Origin of the sequence: Sphingopyxis sp. J-6 (assembly GCF_046603995.1) — a bacterium.
In the GTDB taxonomy this organism is placed as follows: Bacteria; Pseudomonadota; Alphaproteobacteria; order Sphingomonadales; family Sphingomonadaceae; genus Sphingopyxis.
Map to the genome: position 1 here is coordinate 3,940,159 of NZ_CP145810.1, position 26,255 is coordinate 3,966,413.

The 26,255-nt window shown below is 67.3% G+C and carries 23 protein-coding genes; 14 read left to right on the forward strand and 9 right to left on the reverse strand.

What is annotated here, in order from left to right; all coding sequences use genetic code 11:
• The first annotated feature begins 152 nt into the window (after positions 1–152).
• Complete coding sequence (locus V6U71_RS18735; RefSeq protein ID WP_411339854.1) at positions 153–1,091, forward strand: hypothetical protein; 939 nt, start codon at positions 153–155, stop codon at positions 1,089–1,091.
• A 184-nt stretch (positions 1,092–1,275) separates the two neighbouring features.
• On the opposite strand, the gene putA is transcribed toward V6U71_RS18735, so the two are convergent.
• Positions 1,276–4,371, reverse strand: a complete 3,096-nt coding sequence (gene putA / locus V6U71_RS18740) for a bifunctional proline dehydrogenase/L-glutamate gamma-semialdehyde dehydrogenase PutA (protein ID WP_411339855.1) — start codon at positions 4,369–4,371, stop codon at positions 1,276–1,278.
• A gap of 97 nt (positions 4,372–4,468) precedes the next feature.
• On the opposite strand from putA, the gene V6U71_RS18745 reads away from it, so the two are divergent.
• The 5 genes from V6U71_RS18745 (at position 4,469) to V6U71_RS18765 (ending at position 8,969) form a co-directional block, all read left to right on the forward strand.
• Positions 4,469–4,939: an Lrp/AsnC family transcriptional regulator gene (locus V6U71_RS18745; protein ID WP_054731878.1), complete on the forward strand. Its 471-nt coding sequence runs from the start codon at positions 4,469–4,471 to the stop codon at positions 4,937–4,939.
• A 94-nt stretch (positions 4,940–5,033) separates the two neighbouring features.
• A complete protein-coding gene (locus tag V6U71_RS18750) occupies positions 5,034–5,462 on the forward strand; it encodes a nuclear transport factor 2 family protein (protein WP_411339856.1) in 429 nt (142 codons plus the stop codon).
• A 93-nt stretch (positions 5,463–5,555) separates the two neighbouring features.
• Positions 5,556–6,383 (forward strand): ThuA domain-containing protein, encoded by an 828-nt coding sequence (locus tag V6U71_RS18755; RefSeq protein WP_411339857.1) that lies wholly within the window; start codon positions 5,556–5,558, stop codon positions 6,381–6,383.
• A gap of 69 nt (positions 6,384–6,452) precedes the next feature.
• Complete coding sequence (locus V6U71_RS18760; protein WP_411339858.1) at positions 6,453–8,000, forward strand: hypothetical protein; 1,548 nt, start codon at positions 6,453–6,455, stop codon at positions 7,998–8,000.
• Between the two features lie 75 nt (positions 8,001–8,075).
• Positions 8,076–8,969 carry a hypothetical protein gene (locus tag V6U71_RS18765; RefSeq protein WP_411339859.1) on the forward strand — a complete coding sequence of 298 codons (894 nt, stop codon included), beginning with the start codon at positions 8,076–8,078 and terminating at the stop codon, positions 8,967–8,969.
• Between the two features lie 13 nt (positions 8,970–8,982).
• Here the strand turns inward: V6U71_RS18765 and V6U71_RS18770 are convergent, their stop codons facing one another.
• Positions 8,983–9,849 (reverse strand): arylamine N-acetyltransferase family protein, encoded by an 867-nt coding sequence (locus tag V6U71_RS18770; protein WP_411339860.1) that lies wholly within the window; start codon positions 9,847–9,849, stop codon positions 8,983–8,985.
• A 184-nt stretch (positions 9,850–10,033) separates the two neighbouring features.
• Here V6U71_RS18770 and V6U71_RS18775 point away from each other — a divergent pair, with 184 nt between their 5' ends.
• The 4 genes from V6U71_RS18775 to V6U71_RS18790 all read left to right on the forward strand — a co-directional run bounded on the left by V6U71_RS18775 (position 10,034) and on the right by V6U71_RS18790 (position 12,789).
• Positions 10,034–10,495, forward strand: a complete 462-nt coding sequence (locus V6U71_RS18775) for a glycine zipper 2TM domain-containing protein (protein WP_054589390.1) — start codon at positions 10,034–10,036, stop codon at positions 10,493–10,495.
• Between the two features lie 104 nt (positions 10,496–10,599).
• The gene (locus V6U71_RS18780; protein WP_411339861.1) at positions 10,600–11,490 is read left to right on the forward strand and encodes a hypothetical protein; all 891 of its coding nucleotides are present in this window, start codon (positions 10,600–10,602) and stop codon (positions 11,488–11,490) included.
• A gap of 43 nt (positions 11,491–11,533) precedes the next feature.
• Positions 11,534–12,100 (forward strand): hypothetical protein, encoded by a 567-nt coding sequence (locus V6U71_RS18785; protein WP_411339862.1) that lies wholly within the window; start codon positions 11,534–11,536, stop codon positions 12,098–12,100.
• Positions 12,101–12,204: 104 nt separating this feature from the next.
• The gene (locus V6U71_RS18790) at positions 12,205–12,789 is read left to right on the forward strand and encodes a 2'-5' RNA ligase family protein (RefSeq protein ID WP_411339863.1); all 585 of its coding nucleotides are present in this window, start codon (positions 12,205–12,207) and stop codon (positions 12,787–12,789) included.
• A 10-nt stretch (positions 12,790–12,799) separates the two neighbouring features.
• Here V6U71_RS18790 and V6U71_RS18795 read toward each other — a convergent pair whose 3' ends face one another.
• Complete coding sequence (locus V6U71_RS18795; protein WP_411339864.1) at positions 12,800–13,228, reverse strand: OsmC family protein; 429 nt, start codon at positions 13,226–13,228, stop codon at positions 12,800–12,802.
• A gap of 28 nt (positions 13,229–13,256) precedes the next feature.
• On the reverse strand, positions 13,257–13,598 hold the full coding sequence (locus tag V6U71_RS18800) for an Mpo1-like protein (protein WP_411339865.1): 342 nt from the start codon (positions 13,596–13,598) through the stop codon (positions 13,257–13,259).
• Between the two features lie 103 nt (positions 13,599–13,701).
• On the opposite strand from V6U71_RS18800, the gene V6U71_RS18805 reads away from it, so the two are divergent.
• Entirely contained in the window at positions 13,702–13,923 is a 222-nt protein-coding gene (locus tag V6U71_RS18805) for a hypothetical protein (protein ID WP_411339866.1), read from the forward strand.
• 87 nt (positions 13,924–14,010) lie between these two features.
• Here V6U71_RS18805 and V6U71_RS18810 read toward each other — a convergent pair whose 3' ends face one another.
• The 5 genes from V6U71_RS18810 to V6U71_RS18830 all read right to left on the reverse strand — a co-directional run bounded on the left by V6U71_RS18810 (position 14,011) and on the right by V6U71_RS18830 (position 19,379).
• Positions 14,011–14,193 (reverse strand): hypothetical protein, encoded by a 183-nt coding sequence (locus V6U71_RS18810; RefSeq protein ID WP_145923569.1) that lies wholly within the window; start codon positions 14,191–14,193, stop codon positions 14,011–14,013.
• A gap of 149 nt (positions 14,194–14,342) precedes the next feature.
• Positions 14,343–14,801, reverse strand: a complete 459-nt coding sequence (locus V6U71_RS18815) for a YaiI/YqxD family protein (protein ID WP_054731890.1) — start codon at positions 14,799–14,801, stop codon at positions 14,343–14,345.
• Complete coding sequence (locus V6U71_RS18820) at positions 14,798–15,556, reverse strand: sulfite exporter TauE/SafE family protein (RefSeq protein ID WP_411339867.1); 759 nt, start codon at positions 15,554–15,556, stop codon at positions 14,798–14,800. Before V6U71_RS18820 ends, V6U71_RS18815 begins: the two co-directional genes overlap by 4 nt.
• The gene (gene ung / locus V6U71_RS18825; protein ID WP_411339868.1) at positions 15,553–16,266 is read right to left on the reverse strand and encodes a uracil-DNA glycosylase; all 714 of its coding nucleotides are present in this window, start codon (positions 16,264–16,266) and stop codon (positions 15,553–15,555) included. Before ung ends, V6U71_RS18820 begins: the two co-directional genes overlap by 4 nt.
• 41 nt (positions 16,267–16,307) lie before the next feature.
• The gene (locus V6U71_RS18830) at positions 16,308–19,379 is read right to left on the reverse strand and encodes a TonB-dependent receptor domain-containing protein (RefSeq protein ID WP_411339869.1); all 3,072 of its coding nucleotides are present in this window, start codon (positions 19,377–19,379) and stop codon (positions 16,308–16,310) included.
• A 178-nt stretch (positions 19,380–19,557) separates the two neighbouring features.
• Here V6U71_RS18830 and V6U71_RS18835 point away from each other — a divergent pair, with 178 nt between their 5' ends.
• The 3 genes from V6U71_RS18835 to V6U71_RS18845 all read left to right on the forward strand — a co-directional run bounded on the left by V6U71_RS18835 (position 19,558) and on the right by V6U71_RS18845 (position 26,245).
• Positions 19,558–19,878 (forward strand): phosphoribosyl-ATP diphosphatase, encoded by a 321-nt coding sequence (locus V6U71_RS18835; RefSeq protein ID WP_411342376.1) that lies wholly within the window; start codon positions 19,558–19,560, stop codon positions 19,876–19,878.
• Positions 19,879–19,892: 14 nt separating this feature from the next.
• A complete protein-coding gene (locus V6U71_RS18840) occupies positions 19,893–20,270 on the forward strand; it encodes a histidine triad nucleotide-binding protein (RefSeq protein ID WP_411339870.1) in 378 nt (125 codons plus the stop codon).
• 131 nt (positions 20,271–20,401) lie between these two features.
• Positions 20,402–26,245 carry an alpha-2-macroglobulin family protein gene (locus tag V6U71_RS18845; protein WP_411339871.1) on the forward strand — a complete coding sequence of 1,948 codons (5,844 nt, stop codon included), beginning with the start codon at positions 20,402–20,404 and terminating at the stop codon, positions 26,243–26,245.
• Positions 26,246–26,255: the final 10 nt, after the last annotated feature.

Consider the following 26,255-nt stretch of genomic DNA (forward strand, 5'->3'; position numbering starts at 1 on the left):
CCTCCCCTGATGACTGGAAAGCCGGTGCGACCCCGTTAACGATTTAGTCGTTGACCGACCTTGCCCGACCAAGGCTACACCATCGCGAAGCAAAGGCAATATGACGGCGCGCACAGACGATATTTTTTCGGCGGCGCACAAGAGGGGCAAAAATGAGCGAGAGCAACAAGATGACCGGCGGCATCACGCGCACCAACCGGGCGATCCTGGTCGCCGCCTTCGTCCTGCTGGCGGGAGCGATCGGCTATGCTGTGTGGCGCGATTCCGCGCCGGCGGCGCCCGGTGCGGCCGCCGAAGCCGCCGCCGCGCCGTCCGACCAGCTCGCCGCGCTCGAGGCGCGGACGCAGCGCGAACCGAACAGCGCCGAGGCCTGGACCGCGCTCGGCGCGGCGCGATTCGACCTCTCCGATTTTGCGGGTGCCGCTGCCGCTTATGAAAAGGCGGTCGGGATTTCGCCCGAATCGGCAGGACTATGGTCGGCGCTCGGCGAAGCCCGGGTGATGGCGAGCGACCGCGACCCGATGCCGCCGCAGGCGCTGACGGCGTTCGAAAAAGCGATCACACTCGACGCCAAGGATCCGCGCGCGCGCTATTTCATGGCGGTGAAGAAGGATATCGGCGGCGATCACAAGGGTGCGATCGACGACTGGTTCGCGCTGCTCGCCGACACGCCGCAGGGCGCGCCGTGGGAGGCCGACCTGCGCCGCACGATCGAACAGGTCGGCGCGATCCACAAGATCGACGTCGCCATGCGGCTCACCAATACGCAGGCGCGGCCGCTGACCGCCAACGAAATGCCGGTCGCGGCACGCGCGATCCCCGGCCCGAGCCGCGCCGACATGGAGGCCGCATCGCAGCTTCCCAAGGGTCAGCAGGATCAGATGATCGAGGGCATGGTGAGTGGGCTCGAAGCCAAGCTGAAGGCCAACCCCGCCGACGTCGACCGCTGGATCATGCTGATGCGCAGCCGGATGACGCTCGGCGAAACCGCGAAGGCGGCGCAGGCGCTGAAAGACGGCATCGCCGCCAACCCGGCGGCTGCGGGGCGGCTGAAGGCACAGGCGCAGCTCTTGGGGGTGCCGGGGGCGTAATTGGCCGTTGGCCCGCGAACGAGAAGCAGATATACTCACCCTGCTGCTGCGGGGGGAACCATAACAAAGGGTCGCCGCGGCGCAAAGCCGCGGGACGCTTTCGGACGTATTGCCCGGGACAGCCGTCCACTCTGTATCGGGCCTCGTGGTCACCTGATCCCACCGGACAACCGGCGGATTGCTCCTACCCCGCCATCAGTGCCGCATTGCCGCCGGCTGCGGTGACATCGGTGCTGATCGTCTTTTCCTCGGCAAAGCGGTGCAGATAATGCGGCCCGCCCGCCTTCGGCCCCGTCCCCGACAGGCCGCGCCCGCCGAAGGGCTGCGATCCGACGATGGCGCCGATCTGGTTGCGGTTGACATAGACGTTGCCGACCTGCGCGCGCGCCGCGACATGCGCCGCCACTCCGTCGATGCGCGTGTGGACGCCCAAGGTCAGACCATAGCCCGAGGCGTTGATCGCATCGATCAGCTGATCGAGTTCGCCGCCCTTCCACGTCGCGACGTGGAGCACCGGCCCGAAAATCTCGCGCTTCAGGTCGGTGACATGGTCGAGCCGGATCAGCACCGGCGGCACGAAATGGCCACCGGCGGGCAGGTCGGTGCGCCCCGCCTCGGCGATGACGCGGCCCGCCCCGCGCGCTTCGGCGACATAGGCGGCAATATTCGCCTGCGCCTCGTCGTCGATGATCGGGCCGACGTCGGTCGCGAGCAGCGCCGGATCGCCGACATTGAGCTCGGCCATCGCGCCCGCGACCATTTCGATCATTCCCTCGGCGACATCCTCCTGCACGCAGAGCAGACGCAGCGCCGAGCAGCGCTGCCCCGCCGACTGGAAGGCGCTGGCGACAGCGTCGCGCGCGACCTGTTCGGGGAGAGCGGTCGAATCGACGATCATCGCATTGGCGCCGCCGGTTTCGGCGATCAGCGTCGCAATCGGCCCGTCGCGCATCGCTAGTCCGCGGTTGATCGCGCGCGCGACCTCGGTCGAGCCGGTGAAGGCAACCCCGATGATATCGGCATGGCCGGTCAGCGCGACCCCGACGGTCTCGCCGCGGCCGGGCAGAAATGCGAGCACATCGCCGGGAATGCCGGCTTCGAGCAGCAGTTCGACCGCCGCATGCGCGATCAGCGGCGTCTGTTCGGCCGGCTTGGCGAGCACGGCGTTGCCCGCCGCGAGCGCCGCCGACACCTGCCCCAGGAAGATGGCGAGCGGGAAGTTCCACGGGCTGATGCAGGTGAAGATGCCCTTGCCTTCGAGGATCAGCTCGTTGCGCTCGCCGGTCGGCCCGGGCAACGCGACGGGGTAAGTGAAGTCGGCGCGCGCCTGACCCGCATAATAGCGCAGGAAGTCGATCGCCTCGCGCACCTCCGCGATCGCATCGACGAGCGTCTTGCCCGCCTCGTCGATCGCGAGGCCGAGGAACTGCGCGTCGCGCGCCTCGAGCAGGTCGGCGGCGCGTTCGAGCCGTTCGGCGCGGAAGGCGCCGCCGGCGAGGCTCCAGTCGTCCTGCGCGGCGCGCGCAAGGGCCACCGCGTCGGCGACCGCCGCAGTGTCGGCCTCGATCACCTGTCCGACGACGGCGCCCGTCGCGGGATTTCGGACGGCTTCGGCCTTGCCGCTGCGTGGGGCTCCGCCAACGATCGGCGCCGCGACGGCATCGCTCCGCCGTGCTTTGGCGATCGCGGCCGTCAGCGCCTCGGGCACGCCGGGTTCGCCAAGGTCGTAACCACGCGAATTGCGGCGGTTGGCGCCGAAAAGCTGGAGCCCGGTCGCAATCTTCGACGCCGTCTTGCTTGCGACGCTGCGCGGGTCGACCGCGAGCTGTTCGGCGGTGACGTCGGGATCGGAGAACTGGTGCACGAAGCTGGAGTTCGCGCCATTTTCGAGCAGGCGGCGGACGAGGTAGGCGAGCAGGTCGCGGTGCGTGCCGACCGGCGCATAGACGCGCACCGGACGCGGCGGCGGGAACAGCGCGACGAGCGCATCATGCGCGCCCTCGCCCATGCCGTGCAGTCGCTGCAGTTCGTAATCGCCGCCCGCGAACAGTTCGGAGACGAACGCCAGCGTCATCGCATTGTGGCTGGCGAACGCCGGATAGATGCAGTCCTGACAATCGCGCAGCAGTTGCGCACAGCGAAGGTAATTGAGATCGGTGTGGAGCTTTTCGGTGAACACCGGGAAATCGCCCAAGCCCAGCGTCTGCGCACGCTTGATCTCGGTATCCCAATAGGCGCCCTTGACGAGGCGCATCGACAGCTTGACGCCGCGCGCGCGCGCTTTCGCCGCCAGCCAGTCGATGACCGCCGGCGCGCGCTTCTGATAGGCCTGGATGACGATGCCGAGCCCGGTCCAGCCGTCGGCGATCCCGGCGTCGATGAGCGCCGCGAACACATCCATATGCGGCTCCAGCCGGTCGCTTTCCTCGGCGTCGATCATCAGCGGGATGTTCACCGCGCGCGCCGCCTGCGCGAGTTCGATGACGCGCGGGATCAGTTCTCCCTGCACCCGCGCGGGCTGAAGATATTCGTAACGGGGATGGAGCGCCGAAAGCTTGATCGAGATGCCATGGTTGGCGTGCGGGTCGCCGGGCTTTGCGCCCTTGCCGATCCGCGCGATCGCTGCCGCATAGCTGTCGTAATAGCGCGCGGCGTCTTCGGCGGTGCGTGCGGCCTCGCCGAGCATGTCGAAACTCGCCAGCTCCGATTTTTCCTTGTCGGCGCGCTTGACCGCCGCGTCGATCGTTTCGCCCATCACGAACTGCTGGCCGAGCAATTTCATCGCGGCGAGCGCCGCCTGACGGATCACCGGCTCGCCCGAGCGGCGGATCATCGACTTGAGCAGGCTGAGCGGGTTCGCCTTGCTGCCCATCGCCCCCAGCATCAGCGTCGCCGACCCCAGCGACAGGCCGCGCGACGACAGCGCAACGATCAAGGGACTGTCGCCATCCTCGCCCTCGGCCCAGTGACGCCCGGCGATCTTGTCGCGGATCAGCGCGTTGGCGGTCGCATTGTCGGGCACGCGCAGCAGCGCCTCGGCAAGGCACATCAGCACGACGCCCTCTTCGGTCGACAGGCGATAGCGGTTCATCAGCTGCGCGACGAGCGTCTCGCGCTCGCCCTCGTCCTTGGCGCGGCGAATGATCGTCAGTCCGCGCTGGGTCACCGCAGCGACGCTGGCGGACGATGTCGCCAGCGCGGCGCGCAGATCGGCGACGATATCGGCTTCGGGGCGGCGGGCGAGGGTGCGCAGCGCGGCGCGATCGTTGGTCTGGGTCATGGCGCATGATAGCGCAAATTATCAAGTCGATCCGACTTCATATTGAATTCAAAGTTTATGATTTGACCTATTTCTCGATCAATCTTAGTCCATTCATATGAAAAACGAAGCATCAATAGTCGATATGGACGAGTTCGACCGCAAGATTCTCGCGATTCTCGGCCAAAACGGCCGCATCACCTTCACCGAGCTCGCCCAGCGCGTCGGCCTGTCGAAAACTCCCTGTCAGCAGCGCGTGAAGCGCCTGCAGGAAAGCGGGCTGATCATCGGCTTTCGCGCAATCATCGATCCGGCGAAAGTCGGGCTCGACCATGTCGCCTTTGCCGAGGTCAAGCTGTCCGACACGCGCGAGGAGGCGCTGCGCCAGTTCAACGCCGCGGTGCGGCAGATCGCCGAGGTCGAGGAATGCCACATGATCGCGAGCAGCTTCGACTATCTGCTCAAGGTCCGCACCGCGGACATTCGCCGTTACCGCATCGTGCTGGGCGAAAAAATCTCGAGCCTGCCGCATGTCGCGAGCACCTCGACCTTCGTCGCGATGGAAACGATTCTCGAATCGGCGCGCTAACCGGACGCGCGGCGCATCGATCGAGCGCGCTTTCATGCGTGACAGCCGCCGCAAGGGCGCTAGCCTGCGGTCCCGACCAACGACCGGAGCCACCATGCTGTCACCCCTCCTTGCCCTCGCCGCCGCAACCGCTCCGGCCGCCGCCACCGATCATGCGGCGATCGAGGCGACCTGTTTCGATTATGTCGACGGCCAGCTCGAGGGCGATCCCGAACGGGTGAAGCGCGCGCTGCATCCCGATCTCGCCAAGCGCCGCGTGATCGGCGACTCCCCCGACGAACGCCTCGGGCTGCAGCGCATGAGCCGCGAGGAGCTCGTCGACCTCACGAAGCGCGGCGCGCTCAAGACGCCGCGCGAAGCGTGGAACCGCTCGTGCCGGATTCTCGACGTCACCGGCGATGCCGCCGCCGTGCGCGCCGAAACGCCATGGTTCGTCGACTATTTCCACATGGGAAAATTCGGCGAACGCTGGGTGATCGTCAACGCGCTCTGGCACATGAAGCCGCGCCCGGACGCGCAATAGCCTGTCCCCACCCGGTTCGAACCTCGCCGTCGTGCGGCGCTTGCAAAAGACACCGGTATCAGTAGCAAGAGGCAAGAGCAGGGAGATACGATCATGATCGCCGCCCCATTCGCCGCCGCGCTGCTGCTGGCGCTCGCCGCACAATCGTCGGGCGCGACGCCCGCCCCCGACCCCCGGCGCCCCGCACCGGTTTTCGACAGCGTCCCGCCCGAACTGCCCGCGCTGACCCGCCCCGCCGTGCTGATCGTCAGCAAGACCAACGGCTATCGCCACGACAGCATCGCCGAGGCGGTTCCCGCGATCGAAGCGCTGGTCCGCGCACGCGGCTGGAGCAGCTTTGCGGCCGAAAATGCCGCGGTGTTCAACCCCGAACAGCTCGCCCGCTTCGACGTCATCGTCTTTGCCAATGCCAGCGGCGACATTTATACCCCCGGCCAGCGCGCCGCCTTTCAGGCGTGGATCGCCAAGGGCGGCGGCTTCGTCGGCCTTCACAGCGCGGGCGACGGCAGCCACCCCGGCTGGTTCGTGCGGCTGCGCGGCAACGGGAATTTCACCGGCCATCCGGGCGGCGCCGACCAGTTCCAGCCCGCCGATCTGGTGCTGACCGACCGCAGCCACCCCGCGACACGCCACCTGCCGCCGCGCTGGCGCTGGACCGACGAATATTATGCGTGGGACGCCCCGCCCGCCGCCGACGCGCATATCCTCGCCCGGCTCGACGAGGACAGCCTGCGGCTCGATGCGGCATATCGCATGGGCGAGGGGCATGCGCTCGTCTGGTGGCGCTGCGAAGGCCGCGCCCGCATCTTCTATTCGGCGCTCGGCCACCGGGCCGAGGCCTGGTCCGACCCCTCGCATCTCGAAATGCTGGACGGTGCGATCGGCTGGGCCGCGCGCGCCGAAGGGGCGGGATGCGATTGAGCGCGGCTTAATCCGATTGGCACGCGCCGCCGACCGCGCTATCTATCTCTCGCAAAAGGGAGAAAATCGATGGCGACGGTCAAGCGCATCCACCGGCTGCTGCTCGGCACCGCGGCCTGTTCGATGCTCGCGGCATGCGGCGGCGGAGACAGCGGCGGCGGAGTGGTGGTTGTTCCGCCGACGCCAACTCCCACACCGACACCCACGCCGACGCCGACACCGGCGGTAACGCCAGGGATCTGTCCTTTCCCTGCCGTCGCAGCGGTGCTTGAAAATGCCGGCACGATCACCGGCCCGGAAGGGACGTGGCGTCTGTGCCGCCTCCCGGCCCGCTTGATATTTCAGAAATACCTTCTCCCATACCGGCCGGGCGTTATTTACACGATCAAGGGGCGGGTGGAGATCGGCGGCGATCATGGGCCAGACATCGAAGATTTCGCCGAAACCACGATAAGGTTCGAGCCGGGCGCCATCGTCATGGCCGAAGACGCCGATTCCTATATTGTCGTCCGTCGCGGCGGCTGGCTGACCGCGGAAGGCACGCCGACACGGCCCATCATTTTCACCAGCCGCGAAAATGTCGAGGGGACCGCAACCGACGCCAGTTCGAAGCAATGGGGCGGCATCCTGACCACGAGCTGGGGCCCGATCAGCGACTGTGACGACCCCACCAAAACGCCCGGCTCCATCGGTTGCGAGCGCGATCTTTTGCCCGGCTTCGCTTATGGCTCCAGCATCGTCAATTATCGCGAAAGCCTGCTGCGCTACGTCCAGATCCGTTATGCGGGCGCGCCGATTCCCGATTCGGACCTCAGCGGCCTCGTCATGGCGGGCTCGCAGCCGGTGCGGACCCAGCACCATATCCAGGTGCACAACAGCGGCCAGGGCATGTCGCTGCTCGGCGGGCGCGGCAATTTCCAGCATCTGTTGCTGACGGGGAACGACCGCCTCTATGCCGACGTCGCATATCAGGGCAATCTGCAATATGTCGTTGCGGCGCAGCCCACGGGCGGTCCCGCCGGCCCGATCCTGAAGATCGATTCGGACGGCAACGAGGATGTAACGCTGCGCTCGCAGCTCCGGATGTCGAACTTTACCCTGCTCCAGCGGAACGGCGTGCCGGCCGGCGAAGCGGCGATCTCGATCCGCGGCGGCGCCGACCCCGCGCTCGTCAACGGGCTGCTCGTCTCGCCGGGCGCGCCGTGCCTCGGCATCGGGGGCACAGCGACGATCCAGGCCGCGAACCCGGCGATCGGCGAACTGGGCCCGCCGCGCGTCTTCTCGGTATCGATGCAGTGCGGCAGCCCGCGCTTCGCGGGGTCGAACGGGGTGAGCGACGCCGACGTGCAGGCGATCTTCGACATGGGCACCAACAACAGCGCGTCTTACTCACCCGGCCTGATCGGCAACTTCGTCAACGGCGTCACCGAAACCGCGCTGATCGCCTATGATGCCAGGACGATCGATGCCTTCTTCGACACCACACCCTATGTCGGCGCCGTCCGCGACGCGAACGACGACTGGTACAAGGGCTGGACGTGCAGTTCGTCGATCCTGCCCTTCGACGGCGCGGCGGGCGATTGCACGCGTATCCCGGTATTTCCCGCCGATCCGTGACGGCAAGCGGCTTGCGTATCGCGCGCCCGCGCCTAAACTGCCGCGACGGGTTCCTGCCGCACGGAAGAATCGACGATGCGTCCGCTGACGACCCTTATTCTCGCGCTTTCCTGCATCGCCGGAGCGGCGGCACAGGAAGGCGCGCCGGCAACCGGCAAATCCGACATCGTCGTGATCGGCGAAAACGACCGCGAGCAGCGCGAGCGGCAGATCCGCGCATTTGTCCGCGACCTCACCGACACGCAGGGGATCGATCCGGTCGCGCGCTTCGACCGCGACGCGGTGTGCCCAGCGGCGGTCGGGCTGACCGAAGCGCAGGATGCTGCGGTGACCGCCCGGATGCGCCGCGTCGCCATGTCGGCGAAGATGCGCGTCGCCGTCCCCGGCTGCCGCCCCAATGCGCTGGTCATCTTCGCGCAGGACAAGGAAGAATTGGTCCGCGCGCTGCTCCGCGCGCATCCCGCTTATTTCAAGGGTGACGAAAACCGGCCGGTCGAACTCGCCAGCCGCCCCGGCCCCGCGGTCGCCTGGTATCTGGAGGATGTCGTCGATCGCAACGGGACGTCGGTGCCGATGAACAACCAGCGCGGCTACCGCATATTGAGTTCCACCGATACGCCATCGCGGATCGCCCCGACGACGCGGCCGATGATCGTCGCATCGGTTGTCGTGGTCGAATATCGCGCGCTCGCGGGGCTCACGACGACGCAGGTCGGCGATTATGCCGCGATGCGCGCCTTCACCCGCGCCGATCCCGAACGGCTCGAAGGGTCGCAGGCACCGACAATCCTGACCATTCTCGACGCGCCGATGGGCAGCGAGGTTCCGCCGACCCTCACCCATTGGGACCTCGCCTATCTGCGCGGCTATAATGCGATCGACACCGGGCGATATGCGCCGCAGCAGCGCCACGAAATCGGCAAGGCGATGACCCGCGATCTCGAACGCGCCGCGTCGCCGGAAGACTGAGCCCGCAGCCGGCCTAAGCGGGTACCGCAATCTCCGCAGTCGCGGCGCGTTCGATCGCCGTGCGCCAGTGCGGCCGCACCGGCAGCAGGAAAATCGACGCCAGCGCCTCCTCGATCTCGTCGGCGCCAAGATAGCGCCGCTCGCTGCGCCCGTCGGCAAAGCGGATCGACAGCCGGTTGTCGCGCAACCCGTAACGCGCCTCTGCGGTCGTCCGCGCGGCGATCAACTGGTGGCGGAAATGCGAATCGGGGTGCGTCGCGGTGTACCAGTTGCCCACTTCATAATCGATCGCCGGGGGCGACGCGTCCTCGATGGCATAGAGCGTCCGCCATTCATCGTCGATCAGCGCCGCGAGCCGCCATTCGGCCCCGCGCCGCGCGATGCGATAGGTTTCGTGCGGCGTTTCCTGCGGTGCGGCGACATCGAACGCGAGCGGTGCGGGCGGCACGGCGGCGCCGAATCCGACATCGGCCAGCCACGCCCGTCCGTCGAGCATGACCCGCACCGCCATATGCGTCCGCGCCGTCGGCGGCGCGTCGTCGGGCAGCATCCAGCGGACGCGCGCGATCAGGCCTTCAGCGGCAAAGCCGAGCGCTGTCAGCACGCGCAGGAACAGCCCATTCTGTTCGAAGCAATAGCCGCCGCGGCGCGCCGCGATCAGCTTGGCATCGACCGCCTCGGCGCCGATATCGACGCCGGCGCCGGTGAGCGCGTCGATCGCCTCGAACGGGATCGCGGCGATATGCGCCGCCTGCAATGCGGCAAGCACCTCCAGCGTCGGCGCCAGCGGCCCGTCATAACCGATCCGCGCAAGGTAGCGCGGCAGGTCGACGGCGGGCGGGGCAGCAAAATCTACGGGGGGTCGGGTGTCGTGCGGCATGCCATTCTCCGGTCTCGCGAATCATTCGCCGCCCCTTATGAAAGCTCAACCTTGGTGGAGATCAAGCGATAAGCGGGAACCTGCGGGCGGTCTCGCGGGTCTATCCGGCATAAGCTTCCCCGCATGCCGCGCCAAACCCGGCGGGCACGCCGGCGCTCGCCGGCCCCCATCAGGAGTGAAGCAGATGAACCGACTGATGCTTTCCCCCCTCATCGCCGCGACGATGCTCGCCGGCGGCTGCGCCTCGACCGGTGGCTATGGCGCCTACGACGACGGCGGCTACGGCTATTATGATCGCGGCTATTACGACCAGAATGGCCGTTACGACTATGACCGGCCCGATCCGCGGCGCGGCGGCTATTATGCCGACGATTATTACCGCAGCGACCGCCGTTACAAGGAACGCCGCCTGTCGAATAACGACCGCGTTTATCGCGGCCGCAACGGCCAATATTATTGCCGCCGCAGCGACGGGTCGACCGGGCTGATCGTCGGCGGGGTGGTCGGCGGCATTGCCGGCAACGTCATCGCTCCGGGCGATTCGAAGACCCTCGGCACCGTGCTCGGCGCGGTCGGCGGCGCGGTCGCCGGCCGGGCGATCGACCGCAGCGCCAGCAAGGAAAAGGACGGCGTGCGCTGCCGCTAAGGTCGCGCTAACGCGCGGCCTGCCTACCGGCAGTCGTCATCAAACTATTGGAACCCGGCTGTTTCCGGCCTATCATCGGCCGGCAACGGTCGGGATGATGCCGGATGATGACGACGATCCTGTTGGCAATGGCGCTGTCCGCCGGGCCCGCTCCCGCCGTCGTGCCGCCCCCTGCTCCCGTCGATCAGCGCGAGCTGGTCGTGACCGGTCAGCGCGGCCCCGACCGGCGCAGCGAGACCTTCGTCGACACCATCGCTACGCCCTCGCAAAAGGACCAGATCGCCCGGTTCGAGGATCCGCTGTGCCCGACCAGCATCGGCCTCGCCGAACGCGATGCCGCGATCGTCGCGCGCCGTATCCGCGCCGTCGCCAAGGCAGCCGATATCCGCACCGCGAGGGAGAGCTGCCGCCCCAATCTCGTCATCCTCGTCGTCGATGACCGGGCCCGGGCCATCGCGCACTGGCAAAAGACGCGCCCCGATTTCTTCGACACGCTCCCGAAAGCCGAGATAGCGGCGCTGGCGAACGGCGACGGCCCCGTCGCGGCGTGGCAGATCGTCCGCCTGAAAGGCGCCGACCGTCGCCCTGTCGGCCGCACCGAGGACGGCGCGGTCGATTATTATGTCCAGAACCAGGTCGTGCCGACGCGCATCGGCACGACGATCCAGTTCGAATTCGGCGGCGCCTTCCTGCTCGTCGAGGCGTCGGCGCTGCGCGACATGACGCTGACCCAGCTCGCCGACTATGCCGCGATGCGGACGCTCGCGCGAACCGATGACGGCCGCGGCGCCGCGCAGGCGATGCCGACGATCCTGTCGCTCTTCGGCCCGGGCGGCGCCGAGGCCGCGCCGCCCAGCCTGACCCACTGGGATCTCGGCTTCCTCGCCGGGCTTTACCGGCTCGACCCGGCCTTCCGCTCGAACGAACAGCGCAAGGCGATCGCGCGCGTCGTGCGCCAGCATGTCGGCGCCGCCCGCGACGATGCCGAGGATTGATCCCGTTTTGCCATCACCCGGCCCATTCCACAGGAGATATGACATGATCTTTCGCGCGCCCCGCCTGCCCGCCGCTGCCCTGATCGGCGCGGCCGTCCTGACGCTGGCGGCGTGCGACGGCAGCAGCCCGGAAAAGCAGGCGGCCGCGGCGCCGGCCGGCGAGGCGAAGGAACAGCCCACATCGGCTACGCCCGAAATCGCAGCGCCGGCGGCCCCGGCCGCCGCGGCACCCGCGGCGGGCGCCCCCGACCTTGCCGCCTATGTCGGCAAATATCCGTTCGACAAGGTCGATGGCATCGCCTTCGGCGACCATCCGCTGGTCAAGGCGGGCATTGCAGCGACGGTGAAGGACGCCCGCATCCGCACCGCCATTACCACGACGCAAGGCCCCTCGGCGCCGATCGAGACGATCGACGGCAAGATCGCCTCCTGGTCGTGCCAGCAGCATAAATGCGGCGAGCATCAGTGGATGGTCCTCGTCGATCCAAAGACCGGCGCCACCGACGTCTGCTACATGAACGACCCGGCGATGGTCGACGATGCGCGCTGGTTCCTCGCGAACGGCAAGGAGGAAAAACGCGACGGCGATTGCGCGGCGAAAAAGGGCTGACAGTGGCGAGAGAGGGGCACGCCTTCCCGCCGCCCCCTTCCGATTCGACTCTTCTGGCAAATGAGAACATAATAGGAACATTGATCCGATTCGGAGGAAGGACGATGGACCCGATGTTCCGCTATTTCCTGGGCTTTCAGGTTGCCGCCGACCGGGCGGGCTGGCTGGCGCGCCAGTTGCCGCCTGTCGCGGGCGACCTGTTCGCGGGGCTGAAGCCGCAAAATTATCATCTGACGCTCTGCACGATCGCCGAAACAGCCGAGCCGCAGCCTTTCCTGCGGCAGCGCGTCACGACGGCGTTCGCATCGGGGCTCCCCGCTGCGAGCCACATTCCCTTCGGACGCATCATGAGCCGCGAGATGGGGGCCGAACTCACCACGGTCGGCAGCATCGGCGGCGTACGCCATCTCTACGACGGCATCGTCGCGCTGCTGGCGGCGCAAGGCATCGAACCGATGCATCGAAAGTTGGGGCTGCGGCCTCACATCACGCTCGGCTATGGCGCCTGTGCCTTCGACCCCGTCCCCATGGCCTGGCGGTGGACGCCGCGCGAACTCGTCCTGATCGAAAGCCATGTCGGCCATCGCCGCCACCGCGTGCTGCAAAGCTGGTCGCTGCTTCCGCCGGCGCAGGGCGCCTTCGCCTTCATGGAAGACGAACTGCCGCCGCCGCTGCGCCGCGCCGCCTAGGGTCGGGACCTTAGCTTTCGAGGCTGTGCTCGAGCGTGATCTCGCAGTTCAGCAGCTTCGACACCGGGCAATTCTTCTCGGCCTCCTCGGCGATCTTCGCGAACTCTTTGGCGCCGATCCCCGGTACCTTGCCGGTCAGCGTCAGCGCCGATTTGATGATCGCAAAACCGCCGTCCTGCTGCTCGAGCGTCACCGCCGCGCTCGTCTCCAGCGTGTCGCCCGAATAGCCGGCGCGCGCGAGCCCGAAGGACAGCGCCATGGTGAAGCAGGCGGCATGCGCCGCCGCGATCAGTTCCTCGGGGTTCGTTCCCGGCTGCCCCTCGAAACGGGTGCCGAAACCATAGGGTTGCTTGTCCAACACGCCCGACTTCGTGGTGATCGATCCCCGCCCTTCCTTGCCGAAGCCTTCGTAGCGGGCGGATGCGCGATTGACGGTCATCGATATATCTCCTTGGCCAAAACCATTATCAGGACGCGCCGCGCGCGACTCCTGCTTTGTCGAGTTCGGGGCCCAGCCGGCCGGTAAGCCACAGCCCCCACATGCGGAAGTCGGCGGCGAGGCTCCATAGCGGATAGGTGAAGGTCGCCGGCCGGTTCTTCTCGACCCCGAAATGCGCGACCCACGCGAAGAAATAGCCCGCGAGCGGCAGCGCGGCGAGCCAGCCCCAGCGCCCGCTCGCGACCGCCGCGACGGCGATCAGCACGACCAGGCTGGTGCCGATATAATGCAGCGCCCGCGTGCGCGCCTTGCTGTGTTCGCGCAGGTAAAAGGGCCAGAATTCGGCGAAGCTCGTGTAGCGTCCCGGCATGGCGCGAGGATGCGGCGGCCGGCGGGCGAGGTCAAGCGGCGCCTTCGAGACGCGAGCCCCCCATCGTGATAGACTGGCGAAACTCTGGACGGAGGGGGATCCTATGAAGAAATCGACGCGCGCGCTGCTCGGGCTGGTCCTGCTCGATGCGGTCATCCTCATCGGCGCCTGGTATATGGTCGCGCAGACGAAGAGCGGGGCCTGGAATTCGAACGATCCGGCGGCATCGATCGGGATGATCTCGACCGGCGCGGGCGCGCTCGTCGGCTTTAGCTCGGTGGTCCTGCTGCTCGCCTTCGTCATGCACCGCCGCACGGGCAATTGACGCAAAGACCCTCCCGCCGGGGTCGCATCGGCGGGAGGGTCATCCGGACCGGCCGGAGGGACCGGCCCGAAATCGGGCAAATGTGGATCAGCGGTTCGCGGCTTCGCGCACCTTCTGCACTGCGGGCAACAGCAGGCCGATCAGGATCTGCACCGGATTGGTGGTGATCGTCATGCCCTGCGAGGGCTGCGCCGACTGCGCCATCGCGGGGGTCGCCGACGCAAGAACGGTCAGCGCGAGTACGGGGGCGAGAAACATCTTCCGGGTCATCGTCATTCCTTTCAAAGCGGTTCGTCGGTTCGAAACTGGCTCGGGTCGTTCCCGATGCCCCGCTTATGCCGCGGCGCCGGGCATGCCGCGGTGATCGCCGTCACTGGCGCGAAACAATTTCACAAACGACTGAAAAGAAACGGAAGAAATTACGCCTGGCGTTTCAGCCGGACCAGCGCGGTGTCGAGCGCCTGCAAAAATTGCGAGCGATCAGCCTTCGAGAAAGCCGGCGGGCCGCCGATCTGGTCGCCCCCGGCGCGCAGGTCGGCCATGATCGCGCGCGTCGCGATCGCGGGGCCGATCGAAGCGAGCGTAAACGGCTTGCCCGTCGGCGCCAGCACCGTCGCACCGGCCTTCAGCGCCCGGTCGGCGAGCAGGATGTCCGACGTGATCACGATGCTCCGCGCGTCGGCCGCTTCGGCGATCCAGTCGTCGGCGGCGTCGAAGCCGTCGGAGACGACGACCCGCTCGATCAGCGGGTGGTCGGGGACACGCAGCCGGCTGTTGCTGACGATCGTCACCGCGACCTCGTGCCGCCAGGCGACGCGATAGACCTCGTCCTTCACCGGGCAGGCGTCGGCGTCGACCAATATCCGGATCGCGCTCATGCCGACACCCTGTCCCAGAGCAGCTTCGCGCCGAGCAGCACCATCAAAACATAAATGAGCACATAGAAACGCGCGGGGTTCATCCGCTTCATCCAGCGCACCGTCACCAGCGTCGACACGATCGCAAGCGGCATCAGCAGCAGCGCCGCGACGACCACCTCGTGCGGAAAGGCGCCGAGCGCGAGATAGGCGGGCACCTTCATCCAGTTGACGATCGCGAACAGGATCGCGCTGGTCCCGATGAAGGTCAGGTGCGGCAGCTTGCGCGGCGTGACCCACATCTGGAACGGCGGTCCGCCGGCATGCGCGATCTGGCTGGTCAGCCCCATGATGCCGCCAAAGAACGTGCCCACCCAGCCGGGCGACGTCGACGGCGCGACGATCCGCCCGCCGCGCTCGACCCACAGCCGATAGACGCCGAACGCCAGCGTGATTGCGCCGAGCGCCATCATCAACTGCCCCTCGTTCACCCGCTCGGCATAATACCAGCCGGCCGCAATGCCGGCGGCCGCGCCGGGCAGCATCCAGCCGATGATCCAGCCGTCCCACGTATGGCGGAACGACCAGACGCTGATCACATCCTGCACGATCAGGATCGGCAGCAGGATCGCCGCCGCGGTTGCAGGCGGGAGGACGAGCGCGACCAGCGGCGTCGCAAGCGCGCCGACCCCGGCAAGCCCGCCCTTTGCCATGCCGACCAGAACCACCGCGATGATCAGGACCGCGAGCGTCGCCGGGTCGGCCAAAATGCTCATCCCGGGGCGTGCCCGGGGTCGTCGGGAAGCCGCCAATCGATCGCGCCGCGCCCATGCGCTTCCAGAAAGGCATTGGCCTGACTGAACGGCCGCGACCCGAAAAAACCGTTGTGCGCCGACAGGGGCGACGGATGCGGCGCGCGCAGGATCAGGTGCGGGCTCCCCGCCCCCAGCCCCGGCACGTTCGCCGCCTTCTTCTGCGCATGGCTGCCCCACAGGATGAACACCTTGGGCGCCGGATCGGCCGCGACCGCCGCGACCGCGGCGTCGGTGAACTTCTCCCACCCCTTGCCCTGATGCGACGCCGCTTGTCCCGCCTCGACGGTCAGGCAATTGTTGAGCAGCAGCACGCCCTGTTCGGCCCAATGCTTCAGATATCCATGGCGGGCGCGGGCGATGCCGAGGTCGCTTTCCATCTCCTTGTAGATGTTGACGAGGCTCGGCGGGGTGCGCACCCCCGGCTGGACCGAAAAGCACAGGCCGTGCGCCTGCCCCGGCCCGTGATAGGGATCCTGCCCGAGGATCACGACGCGCACATCGTGCGGCGGGGTCGCGTCGAGCGCGGCAAACCAGTCGCGCGGGCGCGGATAGATCGCCTTGCCCTTTGCCCGCTCGTCCGCGAGAAATTGCTTGAGCGCCGCCATATAGGGCTGTTCGAACTCGCCGCCGATACGGGCGAGCCAGTCGGGATGGAGTTTGACCTCGGCCATGCCCGCGCTTCACCAGAGGAGCGCGGGCTTGTCCAGTGCGCTTACAGCTTGCCGCGCACGCTGAGGAAGAAACGCCGCCCCAGATAATCATATTGCGTCCCGAACGCAGGCGCCTGGCCGATCACCGGCGGGGTTGCGGCGACGACGGTCGAGACGCGCGGTGGCGGGGTATCGAACAGGTTTGCGACCCCCAGCGTGATCCGGAAGCGTTCGGCGACGTCGCGGCTCAGCGACAGCGAATGATAGAAGGTCGCGGGCACGCTGACGTCGGGACAGAAGCGGCCGCCCGGCCGGAAGCTCGACGTGCGGCAGGCATCGCCGCCCTGCGCGCGCAGCAGATCTTTCATGTTCGACGCTGCACCGGTGACGTCGAGGCCATAGAACAGCGTCCATCCCCCCTTGGTCCAGCCGAGGTTGAAATCGCCGACCCATTTCGGATTGCCGATCTTGCCATTGTCATCGATTTCGGTGCCGGGGAACAGCGCGACCTTGTCCTCGACCTGCCACGTCATCTGCGCGCGGAACGCCAGCGCGCCGAGATTGCCAAGATCCTGATCGATCGCCAGCGACAGGTCGACGCCGCGATTGCGCTGGCGGCTGATGTTGACATAGCGGTCGGTCACCGTCGCAATGCTCTGCGCATCGGGGCCCGCGGTGACGCGCGTGAACAGGTCGCACAAGGGTTCGTCGGCGAAATCGGAATCATAACAGCCGCGCACGATATTGCCCGCGCCGAGCAGGGTGATCTCGTCCTTCACCCGGATGTCGAAATAGTCGACGGCGAGCCGCGCCTTGAGCCCGCCCCACAGCGCCCCCGACAAGTCGGGCGTCAGGATGACCGACACCGTCTTCGCGGTCGAGGTCTCGGGCTTCAGTCGGCCGATGCCGCCCCCCGACACGATCGTCGCGGGCCCGATCCCGCCCGCATAGTCGGGTGCGATGCCGGCGGCGGCGCAATTGTCGAAAATGCGCTGACTGATCGCGCCGGCCGCGAGCCTTGCGCCGGTCTGGATGCACGGATCGATGTCCTGCTGGCCGAGGAAACCCGTCTGGTCCTCAAGGAAGAGTTCGAACAGCGCCGGGGCGCGGAACGAGGTCCCCCATGTGCCGCGGAAACGCAGCCAGTCGGTCACGGCCCAGTCTGCGCCGACCTTCCATGTCGTATCGCTGAAGCTGTCTTTCGCCCCGCCGCGCGATGTCGCCGCGACATGCGTATAGCGCGCCGCGCCCGACAGCGTCAGCCGCTCGATCATCGGCACGCCTGCGAGCAAGGGGATTTCGACCTCGCCGAAGATTTCCTTCGACACGGTACGCCCGGCGGTAATCCCCGAGGTCGTGAAATTGGCGACGTTACCCGCCAGCGTCGCTTCGCCGGGCGTGTCGTCGATTTCGTCGCGGCGGATATTGGCGCCGAACGCCGTGCTAACGGCACCCGCAGGCAGATCGAACAGCTTGCCGGTGAGCAGCGCTTCGGCCGACGTTTGCTTGAACAGCGTGCGGCCCGTCTCGCGGCCGGTCAGGAAGGCGCGCTCCTCCGGCGTGAAATCGCCGCGCAGCACGCGCGGGTCGGTGAAATCGATGTCGATGCACGGAACGCCGCGGATCGCGGTCTCGGTCCCGGCGCACGAACGCGTGCGCAAGGTCTGCGATGCAACCGCGTCGCGATAGATGACGTCCTGCGTATAGCTGGCGTCCGAACGGCTGTGCTGGCCGCTCACATCCCATTTCCAGCCGCCGCCCAGCGTGCCGCGCAAGCCGAGCACGCCGCGGTAATAATCGACGTTTGCGCTGCTTTCCGACTTCACCAGCACGCGCGGGCGCAGGATGATGTTGCCGGCAAACTCGCCGTTGAACGGATCGCCCAGGTCGGTGGGATCGCAGTTGTTCGCCGCGGGGTTGCAGAGGAAAAAGGGCAGCACCGATGCGCCGGTGAACTGTTCGAGTTCGATCCGCTGGAAACCGTTGCTGTGCGACTTGCGGTTGCTGAACAGAAATTCGCCATAGGCGGTGATCGCGTCGGTGACGTCATAGGCGCCTTCGACGAAGGCGCTGACGCGGCGCACATCCGAAAACACGTCCATATTCTGCTCGACCGGCTCGAACTGGTTGAGCGCGCCGGTCGACGGACCGTCGAAATTGACCCCGAAGAAATCGGCGGGGCCGAACACGCCGATCGGGTTGTAGGTATTGATCGGAATGCCGACGCCGGCGAATTGATTGCCATATTGGCCCGCGAAGATCGCCTGCCCGTTCGGCGCGATCAGCCCGGGGCCGAAGGTCGGGAACCCGTTCTCGTCGATCCCCGAAAAATCGCTGAAGACGATCATATTGGCCTGCGTGCTGCTGCACGCGGGGCGCCCGGTGCGAAAATCGACGATGTCGGCGCGGCTGCCGTCAGCTTCGCGCTTCAGATATTCCTCCGAGCAGAACAGGAAACCGCGGTCGCGGCGGGTGAGGTTCTGCTGGCGGAAATAGTCGACTGTCGCGAAAAAATGCCCCCGGTCGAATGTCTTGCCGAAGCTGGCATCGACGCCATAGCTTTCGCCGCCGCCATGCTCGGTGACCGACGAAAAGCCGCCGCCCTCGAAGCCGTTCAGGTCGTTGCGGGTGAGGATGTTGACCACGCCCGCGACCGCATCCGAGCCATAGATCGACGACGCGCCGGTCTTGAGCACTTCGACCTGGCGCGCCACCGACAGCGGCAGCACGTTGAGGTCGAAGGGCGCGACCGACCCGCGGATACCCGCCGGACCGGCGCGGCGGCCGTTGATCAGCACCAGCGTGCGCTCGGCGCCGAGGCCGCGGAGCGACACCGTCTGCACGTCGTTGCCGCCATTGGCGACGAAGCGGTTCGAGATCGCCGAGGTGATCTGGATCGACCCCTGCGCGGCCGGGGTCGACTGCAGGACGTCGGCAAGCTGGACCTGCCCCTGCCGTTTCGCCGTTTCGGGGTCGATGACCTGAATCGGATCGGCGCTGGTGAATTCATTCTTCGCGATGCGCGATCCGGTGACGATGATCTCGTCATCGCCCGTCTGCGCCGCAGCGGGCGTCGCGGCAAATGCGATCGCCGCGGCTGTGGTGCTCAGAAACGCCAGGGAGGTGGCATCCATTTTCATGATCTCAGTCCGATTTGATAAAGTCGATCCCGTGCCCCCGCGCCGGAGACTAGGCGACGGGCGTTTCGATATGGTTTACGCTGCGGTAAACTCTTGCCGCGCGGGTTGCGCTTGTCCGGGCCGTGCGCCGCCGCTAGGCACGCTCTCGAAAGGATCGGGCATGGCACAGGATATCGGCGGGGCGCTGGCGCGGCTCGAAGCGGTGGTGAAGGACCGGCTCGCCGCGAACGATGCGGGCGCCTCCTATGTCGCCAGCCTTGCCGCCAAGGGCCGTGGCAAGATCGCGCAGAAACTGGGCGAGGAAGCGACCGAGACCATCATCGCCGCGCTCACCGAGGACGATGCCGCGCTGACCGGCGAGGCGGCCGACCTGATCTTCCACCTCACCGTGCTGCTCGCCGACCGCGGTATCGCCTGGGGCGACGTCGCCGCCGAGTTGGGCCGGCGCCACGGCACCTCGGGCCACGCCGAAAAAGCCAGCCGTCCGCAATAACAGGAGTTTCCTTCATGGCGATCGACGCGACGCTTCCCTATGACGACAATAATATCTTCGCGCGCATCCTGCGCGGCGAACTGCCGTCGAAGACCGTCTATGAAGACGAGCATGCGCTCGCCTTCCACGACATCAACCCGCAGGCGCCGCTGCACATCCTCGTGATCCCCAAGGGACCCTATGTGAGCTGGGACGATTTTTCGCAGCGCGCGAGCGAAGCGGAAATTGCGGGCTTCGTCCGCGCGGTCGGCACGGTCGCACGCGACAATGGCCTCGTCGTCGCCGGCTACCGCCTGCTCGCCAACGTCGGGCCGCACAGCGGGCAGGAAGTCCCGCATCTCCACGTCCATCTGTTCGCCGGACAGCCGCTCGGGCCGATGCTCGTTCGCTGACTTTCGCGCCTGTCTATGATCGCGGTCACAGCGCTGCCCGCGAATACGACTAAGCGTGCACGATGCGCGGTAGACTCTTATCCCTGTTTCCAGCAGGATAGACGCGCATGTCAAAGCGGGGAGACGGTGCGATGAAAACGGGATGGCGCGCGCTGGCGGAGCGGCTGGCCGGCAAGGCGAAACTGGCGCTCATCATCCCCCTGAGCCTCGCGATGGCGGCGACCGCCGCCGCCGATACCGTCCCGCAGGTCACCCTCGCCACCCCCGGCAGTTCGGGCACCGGCGACGGCACGATCACCCGCTTCACGCTGCGCTTTTCCGAAGACATGGTGCCACTCGGCGATCCGCGCGCCAAGGCCCCCGCGACCAATGATTGCAAACTCCCCGCCGATGGCCGCTGGGTCGATACGCGCACCTGGGTGCTCGAATTCGAAAAGCCGCTGCCCGGCGGACTGAGCTGCCACGTCCAGCTCCGCTCCGACCTCACCACCGCGCGCGGAGTGTCGGTCGGCGGCAACGATCGCTTCGCGCTCGACACCGGCGGCCCGTCGGCGCGCGCCGTGCTCGCGGGCGGCATCTACGACGGGATCGAAGAGGACCAGATCTTCCTCGTCGCGACCAATGTCGCCGCCGACCGCGCCTCGGTCGGCCGCTTCGGCTATTGCGCCGTCGACGGGATCGGAGAGAAGATTCCGCTCGACGTCCTGCCGCGCGAGACCGCAACCGAAATCCTGACCGGGCTCGGCGACAACAACTGGTCGCGCCAGTCCTTCGCTTATGACGCCGGGCTGCCGCTGCGCCTCCCCGCCGCGGGCGCCGATCGCGAGGCGGCGCTCGACCGCGTCGTGCCGGTCAAGTGCCGCCGCCCGCTGCCCCCCGGCCGCGACATGGCGCTCGTCTGGGACGCCCGCATCAGTCAGGCCGGCGTCCCGAGCCGCACCGCCGGACGCGACCAGCGCTTCGACTATGACATCCGCCCCGCCTTCACCGCCAAGATGTCGTGCAACCGCGTCAATCCGCAGGCGGGCTGCAACCCGATCAAGGATGTGACGCTGAGCTTCGCCTCGCCGGTCGCGCGCGACACTGCGCTCGCCGCGACGCTTTCCACCGCCGACGGCAAGCGGCTGACGCCCAAGGTCGACGACGACGACAAGAATGATGCGTATCTGACGCAGGTCCGCTTCACCGGCCCGCTGCCGCAGAATGTCGACGCGACGCTGACCTTGCCCGCCGATGTTACCGACCAGAGCGGCCGCAGACTGCAGAACCAGACGAACTTCCCGCTGAAATTCCACATCGACCGCGCCCCGCCGCTGGTCAAATTCGCCGCCGAATTCGGCATATTGGAAGCGAGCGAGGGCGGCGTGCTGCCGGTCACCGTGCGCGGCGTCGAATCGTCGCTGGTGCAGGCGAACCTCAAAATGCCCGCCACGGCGCTCAAGGTCGGCGACGACGATGCCGCGATCGCGCGCTGGCTTAAGCGCGTCGACGACGCCGACGACACCGATTATCGCGAGGAAAAGGACCGGACCGGCAAGGAGGTCACGGTCAACTTCACCGGCACCAAATCGGTGTTCGAGGATGCCCCGGCGGGCGGCGAGCGCCGCGACCTCCAGCTCTCGCCCCCGGCGGGCGGCAAGGAGTTCGAAGTTGTCGGTATCCCGCTCACCGAAAAGGGTTTCCACGTTGTCGAGATCGCCAGCCCCGAACTCGGCGCCGCGCTGCTCGGGCGCAAGGCGACGCGCTATGTCGCGACCGCGGCGCTCGTCACCAACATGGCGGTGCATTTCAAATGGGGCCGCGAAAGCTCGCTCGCCTGGGTCACCTCGCTGGACACCGGCCTCCCCGTCGCGGGCGCCGAAATCCGCGTTTCGGATAGCTGCACCGGCCGCCTGCTCGCGCGCGGCACCGCCGACAAGTCGGGCCGCCTCGCTTTCCCGAACGGGCTGCCGCAGCCCGAAACCTATTCGAGCTGCGAGGACGATCCCGATCCGAACAGCAGCGAGGGCCATGCGCTGATGGTCACGGCGCGCGCCGGCGACGATTTCAGCTTCACCCTCACCGACTGGGGCAATGGCATCCGCCCCTATGACTTCGACCTTCCTTACGGTTGGTCGGACCGCGAGGACATCCTCCACACCGTCTTCGACCGCGCGCTCGTCAAGGCGGGCGAGACCGTCCATATGAAGCATCTGCTCCGCCGCCCGGTCGGCACCGGCTTCAAGACGCCCGAAGCGCTGACGGGCAAGCTCCGCCTCGTCCACCGCGGCTCGGACACCGAATTCGAAATGCCGTTCAGCATTGCGGCGACCGGCAGCGGCGAAACGACATGGAACGTCCCCGCCTCGGCGCCGATGGGCGATTATGAGCTCGTTTTCGTCACCAAGGACAAGGATGGCGAGGACAAGACGATCTGGTCGAACCAGTCGGTCAAGGTCGACGAATATCGCCTGCCGACGATGAAGGCGACGGTGACCGGACCCAAAATGGCGCCGGTGCGCCCCACCGCAGTGCCGCTATCGCTGTTCGTCGGCTATCTCTCCGGCGGCCCTGCCGCGAGCCTGCCGGTCGAACTGCGCACCAATTTCCGCCCGAGCTGGTCGCCGCCCGAGGATTACAAGGACTGGGATTTCGACGGCCAGCCGGTCAAGGAAGGCACCGTCCAGCTCGACGACAGCGGCGACGAACCCAGTGCCGAAATGCCGCTCGCGCGCTCGGTGCCGCTGCTGCTCGACGCCAATGGCGCCGCGACGGCAAATGTCGCGGTCGACCAGCCGATCACCGAACCGACCCAGATGGCGGTCGAAATGGACTATGAGGATGCCAATGGCGAAACGCTGACCGCCAGCCGCCGCATCACCCTCTTCCCGTCCGCCGTCCGCCTCGGCCTCAAGACCGACGGCTGGTTGATGCGCGACAACGACCTCCGGCTCAATTTCATCGCGCTCGACCTCGACGGCAAGCCGATCCGCAGCCAGCGCGTCCAGGTCGTGGTCTACAACCGCGAGATCATCACCGCGCGGCGGCGCCTGATCGGCGGCTTCTACGCCTATGACAACCAGATGCGGACGACCAAGCTCGCCGCAAATTGCGCGGCGACGACCGACAAGCTCGGCCGCGCAAGCTGCGCGATGGCGCCCGGCGTTTCGGGCGAGGTGACCGTGGTCGCAACGACCGTCGATGCCGACGGCAACGAAGCACGCGCGGTGCGTTCGGTGTGGCTCGCCGGCGACGACGACTGGTGGTTCGGCGGCGACAATGGCGACCGCATGGACGTCATCGCCGAACAGCCGCGCTACGCCGCGGGCGACACCGCCAGCTTCCAGGTCCGCATGCCCTTCCGCGAAGCGACCGCGCTCGTCACCGTCGAGCGCGAGGGCGTGCTGTCGAGCTTCGTCGTGCCGCTCAAAGGCACCAATCCGGTGGTCAAGGTCAAGCTGCCCGCCACTTACGCCCCCGATGTCTATGTCTCGGTAATGGCGGTGCGCGGACGCGTGACCGGCGGCGAAAGCTGGTTCCGCAAGTTGAAACGCGCCGCCGGCTTCAAGATCGAGAATAGCGAAGGCGCTCCGCCGACCGCACTCGTCGACCTCGCCAAGCCGAGCTACCGGATGGGCGTTGCACGGATCAAGGTCGGCTGGGAAGGCCATCAGCTCGGCGTCAAGGTCAAGGCCGACAAGGAAAAATACGCCGTCCGCGAAACCGCAAAGGTCGCGATCGAGGTCAAGACCCCGAACGGCAAGGCACCCGCCAACGCCGACGTCGCCTTCGCCGCGGTCGACGAGGCGCTGCTCCAGCTTGCCCCGAACGAAAGCTGGGACGTTCTCGACGCGATGATGGGCGAACGGACGCTCGACGTGCTGACCTCGACGGCGCAGATGCAGGTGGTCGGCAAGCGCCATTATGGCCGCAAGGCGCTCGAACCCGGCGGCGGCGGTGGCGGCGACCTTTCGGGACTGACCCGCGAGGATTTCCGCCCCGTCCTGCTGTGGAAAGGCAATGTGCCGCTCGACAGCAAGGGCCGCGCGCTCGTCGATGTGCCGCTGTCCGACAATCTCTCGGGCTTCCGCCTCGTCGCGATCGCCACCGACGGTTCGCAATATTTCGGTACCGGGTCGACCAGCGTGCGCACCGTGCAGGATCTGTCGGTCTTCGCCGGAATGCCCGAACTCGTCCGCACCGGCGACACCTATGACGCGCGCTTCACGCTGCGCAACGGCACCGATCAGGCGATGACGGTCACCGCCAACGCAACGCTGTCGCCCGCGGTCGCGACCGCACCGCCGCTGACCGTCACCATCCCGGCGGGCGGCGCAGTGCCGATCAGCTGGTCGATGACCGCGCCGGAGCAGACAGGACCGATCGAATGGACCGTCGAGGCAGTGTCGAAGAACGGTAAGCAGCGCGACCGCCTCGTTGCGCAGCAGGTCGTCGAACCTGCGGTGCCCGTTGAAACCTGGGCCGCCAGCCTGTTCCGCGTCGGTCCGGCAACGACGCTGCCGATCGCCATCCCGGCGGGCGCCCTGCCCGGAGGCTATGTCGACGTCGCGCTCGCGGGCACGCTCGCGCCACCGCTGTCGGGGGTGCGCGACTATATGGCGATCTATCCCTACAACTGCTTCGAACAGTCGACGTCGCGCGCCATCGCGCTCGGCGATATCGGCCGCTGGCAGGCGCTCGCGGAGGCGATGCCGACCTATCTCGATGACGACGGATTGCTGCGTTACTGGCCGAACGACCGGCTCGAAGGGTCGGCCGAGCTCACCGCCTATGTCCTCGCGATCACCGCGGCGAACGGCTACGCCATCCCCGAAGCATCGAAGGCGAAGATGATCAAGGCGCTGCAGGCGGTCGTCGACGGGCGGCTGACGCGCAAGGGCTATGGCCCCTATGACATCCGGCCGGTCCGCATCGCGGCGCTCGCCGCGCTCGCGCGCAACAATGCCGCCAGCCCGCAATTGGTGGCGGCGATCGACGTCGCGCCGGTCGATATGGCGACGGGCACGCTCGCCGACTGGCTGGTCGCGCTCGAAAAGACGCCGGGCGTGCGGAACGCTGCGGGGCTGCGCACCGCGGCCGAAGCGGAGCTTCGCAAGCGGCTCGTCTACGAAGGCACCCGCCTCGACCTTGTCGACGACGCACGCGCGCCCTGGTGGATGATGACCAGCGGCGACGAAATGGCGATCAAGGCGCTCGAAGCCGTGCTCGGCCGCAAGGGCTGGGAAGACGACGCCGGCAAGCTGATGGTCGGCGTGGCGCAGCGCCAGCGCAAGGGCCATTGGGACACCACCCCCGCCAACGCATGGGGCGCCACCACCGTCCGCCGCTTCGCCGAACTCTATCCGGCGAGCGCGATCACCGGCGTCACCAATATCGCGCTCGCAGGGAACAGCGCGTCGCAAAGCTGGCCGCTTCCGGCCGAGACGCCCTCGCCGCTGCGTGTCGCGCTCGCCGCGGCGACGATGAGCCTCAGCCATGAAGGCACCGGCGCGCCGTGGGCCACGGTCAGCGTCAAGGCCGCGGTGCCACTCAAGGAGCCGCTCAACGCCGGCTACCGGATCAAGCGCTCGATGAGCATCGTCAAGGCCGCGAACAAGGACCGGCTGACGCGCGGCGACGTGGTGAAGATCCGCATCGAGGTCGTTGCTGCCGCCGGGCGGACATGGGTCGTCATCAACGATCCGGTCCCGCCGGGCGCGACGATCGTCGGCAACCTTGGCGGCCAGTCCGAAATGCTCGCCGAGCAGGCGGGCGGATCGGGCGCGCAGCCGAGCTATGTCGAACGCGGCAAGGATAGCTGGCGCGGCTATTTCGGCTGGATGCCCGCCGGCACCCACGCGGTCGAATATGTCGTGCGGCTCAACGGATCGGGCCGCTTCTCGCTGCCGCCGACCCGCGTCGAGGCGATGTACTCGCCCGCGATCCGCGGCCAGTGGCCGAACGCCCCGGTCACGGTGGCGAACGTCGGGTCGTAATGAATAGACG

Bases quoted from the DNA above. Each gene is read 5' to 3' on its own strand.
- ung (WP_411339868.1), bottom strand. From the start codon at position 16,266: ATGGCCGAGGTCAAACTCCATCCCGACTGGCTCGCCCGTATCGGCGGC.
- V6U71_RS18775 (WP_054589390.1), top strand. From the start codon at position 10,034: ATGAACCGACTGATGCTTTCCCCCCTCATCGCCGCGACGATGCTCGCC.
- putA (WP_411339855.1), bottom strand. From the start codon at position 4,371: ATGACCCAGACCAACGATCGCGCCGCGCTGCGCACCCTCGCCCGCCGC.
- V6U71_RS18820 (WP_411339867.1), bottom strand. From the start codon at position 15,556: ATGAGCATTTTGGCCGACCCGGCGACGCTCGCGGTCCTGATCATCGCG.
- V6U71_RS18765 (WP_411339859.1), top strand. From the start codon at position 8,076: ATGCGTCCGCTGACGACCCTTATTCTCGCGCTTTCCTGCATCGCCGGA.
- V6U71_RS18805 (WP_411339866.1), top strand. From the start codon at position 13,702: ATGAAGAAATCGACGCGCGCGCTGCTCGGGCTGGTCCTGCTCGATGCG.
- V6U71_RS18760 (WP_411339858.1), top strand. From the start codon at position 6,453: ATGGCGACGGTCAAGCGCATCCACCGGCTGCTGCTCGGCACCGCGGCC.
- V6U71_RS18750 (WP_411339856.1), top strand. From the start codon at position 5,034: ATGCTGTCACCCCTCCTTGCCCTCGCCGCCGCAACCGCTCCGGCCGCC.
- V6U71_RS18815 (WP_054731890.1), bottom strand. From the start codon at position 14,801: ATGAGCGCGATCCGGATATTGGTCGACGCCGACGCCTGCCCGGTGAAG.
- V6U71_RS18745 (WP_054731878.1), top strand. From the start codon at position 4,469: ATGAAAAACGAAGCATCAATAGTCGATATGGACGAGTTCGACCGCAAG.
- V6U71_RS18770 (WP_411339860.1), bottom strand. From the start codon at position 9,849: ATGCCGCACGACACCCGACCCCCCGTAGATTTTGCTGCCCCGCCCGCC.
- V6U71_RS18795 (WP_411339864.1), bottom strand. From the start codon at position 13,228: ATGACCGTCAATCGCGCATCCGCCCGCTACGAAGGCTTCGGCAAGGAA.
- V6U71_RS18755 (WP_411339857.1), top strand. From the start codon at position 5,556: ATGATCGCCGCCCCATTCGCCGCCGCGCTGCTGCTGGCGCTCGCCGCA.
- V6U71_RS18735 (WP_411339854.1), top strand. From the start codon at position 153: ATGAGCGAGAGCAACAAGATGACCGGCGGCATCACGCGCACCAACCGG.
- V6U71_RS18780 (WP_411339861.1), top strand. From the start codon at position 10,600: ATGATGACGACGATCCTGTTGGCAATGGCGCTGTCCGCCGGGCCCGCT.
- V6U71_RS18830 (WP_411339869.1), bottom strand. From the start codon at position 19,379: ATGGATGCCACCTCCCTGGCGTTTCTGAGCACCACAGCCGCGGCGATC.
- V6U71_RS18840 (WP_411339870.1), top strand. From the start codon at position 19,893: ATGGCGATCGACGCGACGCTTCCCTATGACGACAATAATATCTTCGCG.
- V6U71_RS18810 (WP_145923569.1), bottom strand. From the start codon at position 14,193: ATGACCCGGAAGATGTTTCTCGCCCCCGTACTCGCGCTGACCGTTCTT.
- V6U71_RS18790 (WP_411339863.1), top strand. From the start codon at position 12,205: ATGGACCCGATGTTCCGCTATTTCCTGGGCTTTCAGGTTGCCGCCGAC.
- V6U71_RS18845 (WP_411339871.1), top strand. From the start codon at position 20,402: ATGAAAACGGGATGGCGCGCGCTGGCGGAGCGGCTGGCCGGCAAGGCG.
- V6U71_RS18785 (WP_411339862.1), top strand. From the start codon at position 11,534: ATGATCTTTCGCGCGCCCCGCCTGCCCGCCGCTGCCCTGATCGGCGCG.
- V6U71_RS18800 (WP_411339865.1), bottom strand. From the start codon at position 13,598: ATGCCGGGACGCTACACGAGCTTCGCCGAATTCTGGCCCTTTTACCTG.